Origin of the sequence: Streptomyces olindensis (assembly GCF_040645895.1) — a bacterium.
Taxonomy (GTDB): domain Bacteria; phylum Actinomycetota; class Actinomycetes; order Streptomycetales; family Streptomycetaceae; genus Streptomyces; species Streptomyces olindensis.
In genome coordinates, this window is record NZ_JBEYZD010000125.1 from 1 (window position 1) to 11,050 (window position 11,050).

Here is an 11,050-nt window from a genome sequence, read left to right on the forward strand (position 1 = left end):
GGAGCCGACCAGCCGCAGCGCCGCCAGCCTGCGGTCGCGCCGCTCGCCGCCGAACCGCACGGCCGCCGTGGTCGCGCGACGACGTCTCCATGCACGCCGGTCCGGTCGGCCCGAGGGCGAGCGGATACAGTGCGCGAGACGGCAGCATGGCCAGGGAGGGCAAGCGTGACCGACACCAGCGACACCCGACCCGCCGAGAGTGCAGCGGAAGCTCCGCGGCAGAGCCGGCTGCACCGCCTGATGCGTCACCTGCCCCTGATCGCCCCCGTCCTGCTGTGGACCGTGCCCTGCTGGGTGCTCCTGTACGCCGGCCAGCACTGGCCGCTGCCCGTCACACTGGCCGGCACCGCGCTGTGCGTCCTCGGGCTCGTGGGTATGCCGCTCGCGATGGTGCGCGGCCACGGCCGGCGTCAGCAGGACCGGGCGGCGATCGTCGGTGACACCCTGCTGGGCACGAGCTGGGTCCTGTTCACCTGGTCCGTGCTGCTCGGCGTCTTCTTGCGGCTCGCCCTGACCGTGGCGGGCGTCGGCGGGAGTGAGGACCGGGCCCGCATCGTCACGTGGGCCGTCCTCGGCGTGTCCGCCCTCCTCCTCGCCTGGGGGTACGCCGAAGCCCGCCGCGTGCCACGGGTGCGCCGACTCGACGTGCAACTGCCCCGGCTGGGCGCCGGGTTGGACGGCCTCCGCGTCGCCCTCATCACCGACACCCACTACGGCCCGCTCGACCGCGCCCGCTGGTCGGCACGGGTGTGCGAGACGGTGAACACCCTGGAGGCCGACCTGGTCTGCCACACCGGCGACATCGCGGACGGCACGGCCGAACGCCGCCGCGCCCAGGCCGTCCCCCTCGGTACCGTGCGGGCCACCCGGGCCCGGGTCTACGTCACCGGCAACCACGAGTACTACAGCCAGGCCCAGGGCTGGGTCGACCTGATGGACGAGCTGGGCTGGGAGCCGCTGCGCAACCGCCACCTGCTGCTCGAACGCGGAGGCGACACCCTCGTGGTCGCCGGTGTGGACGACGTCACCGCCGAGTCCTCCGGCCTCGCGGGCCACCGCGCCCACCTCGCCGGAGCCCTGGACGGCGCCGACCCCGACCTGCCCGTCCTGCTCCTGGCACACCAGCCCAAGTTCGTCGACCGGGCGGCGGCCGCCGGCATCGACCTCCAGCTCTCCGGCCACACCCACGGCGGCCAGATCTGGCCCTTCCACCACCTGGTCCGCCTCGACCAGCCCGCCCTCGCCGGCCTGAGCCACCACGGCACCCGCACCCTCCTCTACACCAGCCGCGGCACCGGCTTCTGGGGCCCGCCGTTCCGCGTCTTCGCCCCCAGCGAGATCACCCTCCTCGTGCTGCGCTCCCCGCGGCCGCCCGCCTCGGCGTAGCACTGGGCCCGGCCGCGGATCTACGGCCGGTGTACCGAGACGACCTCGTACGGTACGAGGTCGAGTGTCGCGATCTTCAGTACTTGCTCCATGCACGCCCGCACGTCGGCGTCTTCGCGCGCGGCCGCCAGATCCGCTTGCGAGCGCCACTGGTTGTAGTTGGCCACGCGAGTGCCTTCCAGGCCCCGGTGAATATTGGCCTGGACATAGCCCGGCTGCTTCGGCATGACCTCTCGCGCCATGTACTGCAGCAGCTCGATCAGACGTTGCTGATTCTCGGGAGCGACGGTGAAGACATTGATGTAAGTGACCACGTCGTTGTCCGTGCTGATCTCGGTCATGCTCACTTTCTCCTCGCAGGCCCGTGAGAGATGGATCTGAGGCTGCCTAAGACTGCTGGTGTCCTGTTCCCACGGTGACGATGCCCTTCGGCCTCGCGCCGGTCCTGTTGTCGTAGAGGACATCGCCGGTGGACTTCTTCCAGATCCTGATGCGGAAGGTGTCCGGGGCGTCGGTGACGGTGACTCTGAAGGCGTAGCCGTCCTTGCCGCCCACCGCGCCGGTGCCCTGGTAGACGGCCTGGGAGCCGTTCACCACGAGCCAGTCGGAGCCGGTCGAGCGGAAGGTCAGCCGGGCGGGGCCGAAGACGAACATGGCCTTGCCGGTGGGGACGGTGGCGCCCTTCCGGTACCGGGCGTCCAGGGTGAAGGCCGCCTTGCCGGTCAGCCCCGGCTCGGCCGGGTAGGCACCGGCCGGTGAGGTGATCGTGCCGACGCCGGCCGCGGGTCCGGCGGCACGGTCGTAGACGATCAGCTCCGCGAGCGTGCTGGTGTCCGTGCCCGCGTCGTCGTCGGTGACCGTGACGACCGGGCGGTGGATGCCCGCGTCGCCGTAGACGTGTGCGGCGCGGCAGCCCGAGTCGGTGACCGTGCCGGTCGTCGGCCGGCTGCCGTCCTTCCAGTCGACCTCGCAGGTGTGGCGGTCGGCCGTGCCCGCGTCGGTGAAGGAGGCCGTGACCACGGCGGGCTTGCCCACCGGGACGGGCGAGCCGGGGCCCTCGGCGGACGTGATCGACGGGGCGGCGTTGGAGACCTTGACGGTCGCCGTGTCGGTGCCGCGTCCGCCGGTCAGGGTGACCTCGAAGGTGCCGTCGTCGGTGCAGGTGAGGGTCGTGCGGGCCGCGGCGGGGTCCTTGACCGCGCACGGGGCGCCGTCCTGGACGGTCCACTTGGGGGTGCCGGCTCCGGAGACGGTGCCGGCGAGCGTGATCGCCTCGCCCTCGGTGCCGGTGGCGTCCGGCCCGGCGTGGACGACGGTGACCGGGTCGATGCCGCCGAGGGTCGGGACGGCCTTCTCGATCAGGCCGTCGGAGTCGAACTCCAGCTTGTCGATGGTCGTTTCGCGGTGGGTGCCGTCGCCGCCGGGGATGGCGAAGCGGTGGTAGGCGATGTACCAGTCGTCGGTGTTCGGGACGTGGACGACGGAGTGGTGGCCCGGGCCCTTGATGCCCAGGGACAGGTCCTTCTCCAGGATCACGCCCCGCTTGGTCCAGGGGCCGGTGGGCGAGGGGCCGGTGGCGTAGGCGACGCGGTAGTTCTCGTCCCGGGTGTCGTTCTCCGACCACATGAAGTAGTAGGTGCCCTTGCGCTTGATGACGAAGGTGCCCTCGTTGTAGCCGCTCGGGGTGATGTCCTGGACCTTCGAGGTGTCGATGGAGGTCATGTCGTCGCCGAGCGGGACGACGTAGGCGCGGCCGTTGCCCCAGTAGAGGTACTGCTTGCCGTCGTCGTCGGTGAAGACCGCCGGGTCGATCATCTGGCCGCGGAAGTCACCGGCCTTCAGCAGCGGCTTGCCCAGGGCGTCCTTGAACGGTCCGGTGGGCGAGTCGGACACCGCGACGCCGATGTTCGCGTCGGCGCAGAAGTAGAAGTAGTACTTCCCGTCCTTCTCCGTCATCGCCGGCGCCCAGGCCCTGCTGTCCGCCCAGCTGACGTCCGGTCCCAGGTCGAGGATGACGCCGTGGTCCTTCCAGTGGACCAGGTCCGTGGAGGAGTAGGCCTTGAACTGTGTGCCGCTCCAGCCTTCGAAGCCGTCGGTCGTCGGGTAGAGGTAGAAGGTGTCGCCGAAGCGGATGATGTTCGGGTCGGCGTTCAGGCCCGGCAGGACCGGGGTCTTCATGATCAGCGCCGAGACCTTCCAGGTGCGCTTCTTGCCGTCGGACCCGGTGACCTCGTACGTCACCGGCTGGGTGAAGTCACGCACGCTGCCGGAGGCGGGGCTGATCGTCGCGCCCTCGGCGAGGGCGAACTCCGGTGCGAGCGCGGTGAGATCGGTGCCCGCCTTCATGGGCAGGGTGATCGTGCCGCCCGCGTTGTCGATCAGTGCGTCGACCTTGAGCGCCGGGTGCGTCACCTTGGCGATGCCCGCGGTGTTGCCGCTGAGTCGCATGACCTCGGTGCCCGTGAGAGCACGGTCGTAGATGCGGAAGTCGTCGACCTCGCCGCCGAAGTACGGGTCGGCCGCGTACAGGGAGCGGCCGATGTAGCCGCTGTAGTCCTTGGCCGCGTCGTACAGCTCGGACGGCTTGATGGTGGTCGTCGTACGGGCCGCCTCGACGCCGTCGGCGTAGAGGACCATCGTGCCGGTGGCCCCGTCGAGCGTCACCGTGACGTGCCGCCACTGGCCGGGGGTGAGCTGCGAGCCGGCCGTCAGCTTCGACTCGGCCGACCAACTCGCCTTGGTGATGGCCGAGTAGAGGCTGGAGCCGCCGTTGGACGGGGTGGCGAAGAGGTACTTGTCACTGTCGGGTCCGAGCCCGAACAGCCACTGGAAGCTGCTGCCGCCCTTCCACTTGGCGTACGTCGACACCGTCACGCTCCCGGCGTTCTTCAGCACGCCGTTCGGGATCTTCACGTACGGCGAGCTCGACGAGTCACCGGACATCTTGAACGAGCCGCCGTCGACACCGGTGCCGAAGTCGGGTGTGCGGACGTACGTGCCGTGGTGGCCGTGGCCGCTGGAGTCACGGGCGATGCTGCCGCCCGTCTCGTCGAAGTCGTAGTGCAGCAGGAGGTCCGCCGGGACGTCCGGTCCTTCCTCGGACACGGTGACCTCGGCGCGGACCGGGATCGCGGTGCCACCGGGCAGGCTGCCGGTGACGGTGAAGGTGCCGGCCTGGGCGTACTTCGACGCCGGCACGTCCTCCCACGTGACCGCGACGGGCCGCTTGGCGCCGTCGGCGTACTCGGCGATCACCGTGGCGGGCAGGACCGGAGCCTCGCCGACCCGGGTCTTCACCGACACGTCCTCGACGCTCTTCACGACCTGGTCGGGCTGGTAAGCGCGCAGCAGCCGGTCGTACTCGGCCTGGGTGACCGGCAGGACGGTGCCGTGGCGGGGCTTGGCGGGCAGGTCGTAGCCGGTGGAGGGGGTCCAGGTGCCGGAGTCCAGGTCGGTCGTCTCGAACGGGATGTAGCCGCGGCCACCGAACTCGTCGAGGAACGCGTACCACTTCTCCTCGGTGTTGGACTTGAACACCAGCGGTCCCTCGGCGGCGTTCATCGCGCCCTTGCCGATGCCCTCGGCGACCGGGGTCCAGGACGGGCTCAGGATCGAGTCGCTCTTCTCCTGGAAGATGAACTTGCTGTTGGGGGTGGAGGAGGTGTTGTTCCGCTCGTCCTTGGACAGGCGGTAGTAGGTGCCGTCGTGCCGGATCATCGTGGAGTCGATGACCGAGTAGCCGCGGTCGATCCAGACCTTGGGCTCGCTGAAGGTGTAGAAGTCGCGGGTGGTGGCGTACATCATGCGGTTGTACGTGTCGCCGGAGTGGTCGGCGTTGTCGTACAGCTTCGACGCCCAGAAGACGACGTACTCGCCGCGCTCGGCGTCGTAGAAGGCCTCCGGCGCCCAGGTGTTGCCCGCGCTGTCGGGTGAGACCCTGACCAGGCGCTGGTTCGTCCAGTGCACCAGGTCGGTGGACTCCCAGACCATGATGGACTTGCTGCCGGTGCGCTGGGAGGCGTCCCAGTCGCCGTTGCCGTAGATCCTGAGGTCGGTGGCGATCTGGTAGAACTTGTCGCCCTCCGGGGAGCGGATGATGAACGGGTCGCGCAGGCCCTTCTCGCCGAGCGTGGAGGTGAGGACCGGCTTGCCGTCGTTCAGCTCGCGCCAGTGCAGCGGGTCGTTGCCCTTGCTGAGGGCGGCGTAGAGCTGTTCGCCGTCGGAGGTGCCCTCGCCGGTGAAGTAGCTGAACATGTAGCCCTTGAGGGCCTCGTCGGCGGGCAGTTCGGGCACCTTGGCCGTCAGGACGCGGCTCGCTTTCGCCTCGCCCTTGGTGACGGTGGCGGTGAGCTCGACGGTGGTGGCGCCGTCGCCGTGCGCGGGGCGGTGGACCTCGCCGTCGGCGGAGACGACGTCCGGCTTCGCGGAGGACCAGGTGACGGCCGTGCCGTACTTGCCGCCCTTGGGCAGGGTGAGGTTGCCGCGGGCGTCGTCGAGGTTGTGGACCGTGAGCGCCTCGGCGGCCTCCCGGGTGGCGGCCGCGTCGTCGAGCGCGGGCCGGACCGTGACGTCGAAGGTCTTGGTGCCGGTCACGGTGCCCTTCTTCAGGGTCGCCGTGAGCGTGGCACGGCCGTCGGGTGAGCCGGCCTCGGGGCGGGTCACCTTGCCGGTGTCGGACACGACGGACGGGTTGTCGCTGTCCCAGGTGATGGAGGAGCCGCCGGCCGGGCCGGTCCTGGGCAGGTCGAGGTCGGAGGTGACGGCGCTGGTGTCACCGAGGGTCAGGGCGTCCTTGTCGTCGGCGATGCCCTGCCTGGCGACGGGGAGGGAGAGCTGCTCGACCTCCGGGCCGTCCAATGCCCGGTCGTATACACGGAGGTCGCGTATCCGGCCCTTGAAGAGCCTGTCGCCGTCGTAGACGGACTTGCCGATGTAGTTGGCCTTGGTGGTGCCGGAGCCGATGGCGCCGGGCGTGGTGGTGACCGAGGTGTTGCGGCCGGCCTCGACGCCGTCCTCGTAGAGCACGCCGGTGGAACCGGTCTGGGTGTAGGTGATGTGCTTCCAGACGCCCCGGGTCAGGTTGTGGGAGTCGGACGGCTTGGTGGTCTGCTCGGTCGACCAGTTGCCCGTCGCGACGGAGGTGCGGAAGGAGTTGCCGGTGGTGAACAGGTAGCCGTTGCCGCTGCCCGCGCTGGTGTTGCCGAAGCCGTAGAGGAAGTAGGGCGTGCTCTGGGCGGGGTCGATCAGTACGTCCAGGGAGACGGTGATCGAGTTCATGCCCTTCATGACGTCGTCCGGCACCTTGATGTAGGTGTCCGACCCGTTGAAGGCGAGTCCCTCACCGGATGCCGACCAGTCGGCGCTGCCGTTGAGCGTGCCGTCGCGGCCGTGGCCGGAGGCGTCGGTGACGGTGCCGCCGGAGTCCGCGTCGAGCTTGTACCACAGGGCCAGGCCGTCGGTGATGTCCGCGGCTCCGGCCGCCGGTGCGGCCGGTGCGGCCGTCGCCGGGGCGGTGGGTCCGGCGAGGGTGAGCAGCATCGAGGCGGCGGTCAGTCCGGCGAGATGACCCGCCCGACGTCTCGCGCGGCTGCGAAGTCGTGCGCATCGTGCGACGTGCGTCATGTCGAGGTTCCCTGCTGAGGCATGGCGGATGACGGACAAGGCGGAACGCGATCGAGGCCGACGAGGCGACGGCAAGCCCGTGCCGTGAACCCGCCGTTACACGCAGATGACGTGTGTTGCGAGAGTTTCAGTCGACGCCCAGGGCAGCGTCAATAGGTTTCGAACAATGTCCGACAGGTCGAACGAATCAGTCCCTCACTCCAGGTCGCTCCATGACCACCGAGGGGCGGCATCCCCGCTGGGCTCACGACCGTGGCGGAACCTCTCCGGGTTTTCCTGGTGACTGACGTATCGAGCGAAGTGACCCGTGGCAGGGAGCCGTTCGAGCAAGGTGGCAGCCTGCTCTCGCGCTCCCGCCTCCCGCAAACGCTCCAACAGCCGCCCCACCGCGTCCGGTTGGTCGACGGCGACGTGGCTCGCCGCCCGTTCGGCCAAGGCGGCAGCGTGCTCCCGCGCCCCCACCTCCAGCAGAAAGTCGAGCAGTCCGGCCACCTCGTACGGATTGTCGAGGGCGTGGGTGGCCGCCCGTGCGGCCAGGGCGGCGGCCTGCTCCTGCGCCCCCACCTCCAGCAGACTCTTCAACAGCCACGTCACCGCTCCCGGTTCGTCGAGGACGGCGTCGGCCACGACCCGCTCGGCCAGAGCGGCGGCCTGCTCCTGCGCTCCCGCCTCTTGCAGGACTTCCAGCAGCCGGGCCACCCCGCCCGGTTCGTCGAGGGCGGCGTGGACGGCCGGGTCGCGAGCCAGCAGGGCGTCCACTTGCTCCGTCGCCCCCACCCGTCGGAAAAGGTCCAGCAGCCATGCCACCGCGCTCGGATTGTCGAAGGCGACGTGAACGGCCGGACCGCGGGCCAGCAGGGCGTCCACCTGCTCCCCCGCTCCCGCCTCCCGCAGGATGTCAAGCAGCCGGGCCACCTCGTACGGGTCGTCCAGGGCGACGTGGGCGGCGGCCCGTTCGGCCAGAGCCGCGGCCTGCGCCTGCCCTCCGGCCTCCCGCAGACACTCCAGCAGCCGGGCCACCGCGTACGGGTCGTCGAGGCCGGCGTGGGCTGCCGCCCGCTCGGCCAGGACGCCGGCCTGTTCCTGCGCTCCCACCTGCCACAGCCGCTTCAGCAGCCGGACCACCGCGTACAGGTCGCCGAGAGCGACATGGGTGACGGGGTCGCGGGCCAGCAGGGCTTCCACCTGCTCCCAGGATCCCGCCTCCCACAGGCGATCCAACAGCCATGCCACGGCGTCCGGGTCGTCGAGGGCGACGTGGGCGGCGGGGTCGCGGGCCAGCAGGGCTTCCACCTGCTCCCGCTCCCCCGCCTCGCGCAGACGGCCGAGCAACCGGGCCACCGCGAACGGATCGTCGAGGGTGGCGTGGGTGGCCGCCCGTGCGGCCAGAGCGGCGGCCTGCCCCCGCGCCCCCACCTCCCGCAGACCCTCCAGCAGCCGGCCCAGCACGTACGGATCGTCGAGGGCGGCGTGGGTGGCTGCCCGTTCGGCCACGGCGGCCAGCTGCTCTGCCGCTGCTGCCTCCCGCAGGCACTTCAGCAGCCAGATCACCGCGTCGGGGTTGTCGAGGGCGATGTGGGCGGCGGGGTCCCGGGCCAGCAGGGCGTCCACCTGTTCCTGCATTCCGGCCTTCCGCAAACGTTCCAGCAGTTGGGCCACGGCGAACGGGTTGCCGAGGGGAGCGTGGGTGGCCGCCCGTTCGGCCAAGGCGGCGGCCTGCTCCCGCGCCCCCGCCTCCCACAGTGTCTCCAGCAGCCGGGCCAGGTCCTCCGGGGCGTCGAGGTCGACGCGGGCCACGGCGCGTTCGGCCAGGGCCTCCACCTCCTGTGACGCCCCCGCCTTCCACAGGCTCTCCAGCAGTTGGGCCACCGCGAACGGGGCCTCGGGGGCAGTGTGGACGGCGGGGTCGCGGGCCAGCAGGGCGTCCACCTGCTCCCGCGTCCCCACCGTCCGAAGGAGGTTCAACAGCCGGGCCACCGCGTACGGGTCGCCGAGGGGGATGTGGGTGGCGGCCCATCGGGCGGGACGGGAGTCGGTGGGGTCCAGGGCATGCAGGTGACGGACGAGGGTGTACGGGGCGTGCGGGTCGCCGTGCGCGGTGGCGTGTTTGTGGAGCTGGGCGGCGTCCCGGTAGAGGCCGCGGGCCCAGGCGGCGTCGCCGAGGGTGTCGAGGTCGGCGGGGTGAGCGTGGGAGGCGGCCGCAGTCCAGAAGGCGACGGGCGGGATGTCCTCGGCGCGGTGGCGGCGCCCGTACTGGTCCAGGTAGTCGGCCAGGAGGTAGAGCGGGCCCTGGGCGCGTCGGTCCGGTGGTCCCGCGGCGGTGCGGCTCGCGGCGGACGGCCGCTGGTTGCGCCCGGCTCCCGGTCTGACGGGGATGAGAATGCCGGGAAGGCCGTTGCAGGGCGTGGTGACGTACCCCAGGGCGTGGCTGAGCCAGTCGGCGTCGAGCGTGTTGTATTCGGTGTCGGTGAGGTAGCCGGGGGCAGCGTCGGCCAGCCATGCCAGAGGCAGGTGGGGGCCGGCACCCAGGCGGCGGGCATCCATGGCAGCGTGGATCAGGGCCCGGGTGGCGCCCCGCGTCGTGTCGTAGCGGGCGGTCAGGGCGGGCACACCGGCCAGATACTGGGTGACCTGCGCATCCTGTGCACGCTCGGCGGCCCGCGCGAGCCGGGGGTCCGCGTCGTCGATGCCGGCGACGGCAGCCAGGTCGGCGCGGGTGAACGCGTCCGGCACGTCGATCTCGTGTCCGGCCAGCAGTGCACGGGCCTGGGCGTGCCGATCCCGCCCCGTGCGGGTGACCAGGGTGTCCCAGTGCTCGGGCCACAGGGTGGCCAGTATCAGCACCGGGGCCCGTGACGGGTCGTTCAGCAGTTCCCGAAGCCCTGCGGCGACCTGCTCGCCGAGCGGGTCCGGACCGACGTAGTACTGGGCCTCGTTCAGCCACACCACCGTGTGGGGTGCGATGTCCGCAAGGTGGGCCAGGGCCGCATCGGGGCGGCTGGGGCTCAAGGGATGCCACACCCGCCAGGGGTCCGGCAGCTCCCGGACCGCCTCCCACATGGCGCGGGTCTTTCCCGTGGAGGAACCCCCGACCAGCACCGCGATCCCGCTGCGTCCGGCCTCCGCGGCGGTGACCACCGCTTCCAGACGGGTGTCGTGCGCGCGCGGGACATAGACGGGCAGGGCCCCCACCCGATCGTGGGCGCCCTCGACATCCAGGGCCGGGTGGACCTCCAGATCAACCAGAACGAGCCGGTCGTCCTCGTTGAACTCGCCGACCGGCCGCCCCACCCCCACGGCCATCCGGGCAGCCACCCACAGCTCCCGCACCCGACCGGTCAGATCCTGGTGATCCCAGGCGGCCCGGCGGGCCAGCACCGTCGCGACGGCGCCGACGTCGGCCTGACTGGGTGGCAGGGACGGGGCGCTGATGCAGCGGCGGACGTTGTCCCTGCTGGGAGCCCCCGCCAGGCCGTCATCGCCGGCCACGTCGGCGGTGATCTCATCCAGACTGGGAGCACCCGCCGCCAGGTACACCTCGTACAGCAGATCCTTCAGTTCCCGCAGCGCACGTGGCCATCCCACGTGCGCCCGCGCCAGCGTCCGCGGCCGCTTCGGCCCATTCCGGCCGCCCCCCGTGTCGCCATTCATCGCAGCATCGTCCCCCATCGCGCTCCGGGGCATGGCGCGAACAGCGGTGACGCGCGCTCGGGCTGACACCTCGTCGCGACTCGGAGTCGATCACGGTGCGGGCTCCAGCGTGGACAGCGAGCCGGCCGGCCGCCCATCCACCGTCACGATCCCGTGGAGGACCGATGTCCCGCACCCGCCCCACCCGCCGCGAGCGCCTCACCCTCGCCTGCGCTGCCGTCAGCGGTGCCGTCTCCGGCACCCTCCGGGCCGTCGTCACCTGGCTCCTGAACCAGCTGGGTTGATCGGCCGCATACGTTCCGTCCGGGGCCGGCAACTGGGGCCACGACCTGCGCGTCCTCGACACCACACACCCCGACGCCGCCGCGTACCTGACCGAGGTCTTCACCAC

Annotated in this window: 4 protein-coding genes; 1 reads left to right on the forward strand and 3 read right to left on the reverse strand. The window is 71.3% G+C overall.

The genetic code is table 11. The features are described 5' to 3' along the window. The first annotated feature begins 165 nt into the window (after positions 1–165). Positions 166–1,386, forward strand: coding sequence for a metallophosphoesterase (locus ABZ948_RS39535; RefSeq protein ID WP_359767967.1), 1,221 nt, complete (start codon positions 166–168; stop codon positions 1,384–1,386). A gap of 20 nt (positions 1,387–1,406) precedes the next feature. On the opposite strand, the gene ABZ948_RS39540 is transcribed toward ABZ948_RS39535, so the two are convergent. From ABZ948_RS39540 to ABZ948_RS39550, 3 genes are all read right to left on the reverse strand, one after another. Continuing rightward, positions 1,407–1,727 carry an antibiotic biosynthesis monooxygenase family protein gene (locus ABZ948_RS39540; RefSeq protein WP_359767968.1) on the reverse strand — a complete coding sequence of 107 codons (321 nt, stop codon included), beginning with the start codon at positions 1,725–1,727 and terminating at the stop codon, positions 1,407–1,409. Between the two features lie 46 nt (positions 1,728–1,773). Next, entirely contained in the window at positions 1,774–7,008 is a 5,235-nt protein-coding gene (locus ABZ948_RS39545) for a family 43 glycosylhydrolase (RefSeq protein WP_359767969.1), read from the reverse strand. A gap of 195 nt (positions 7,009–7,203) precedes the next feature. Further along, entirely contained in the window at positions 7,204–10,593 is a 3,390-nt protein-coding gene (locus ABZ948_RS39550) for a hypothetical protein (RefSeq protein WP_359767970.1), read from the reverse strand. Positions 10,594–11,050: the final 457 nt, after the last annotated feature.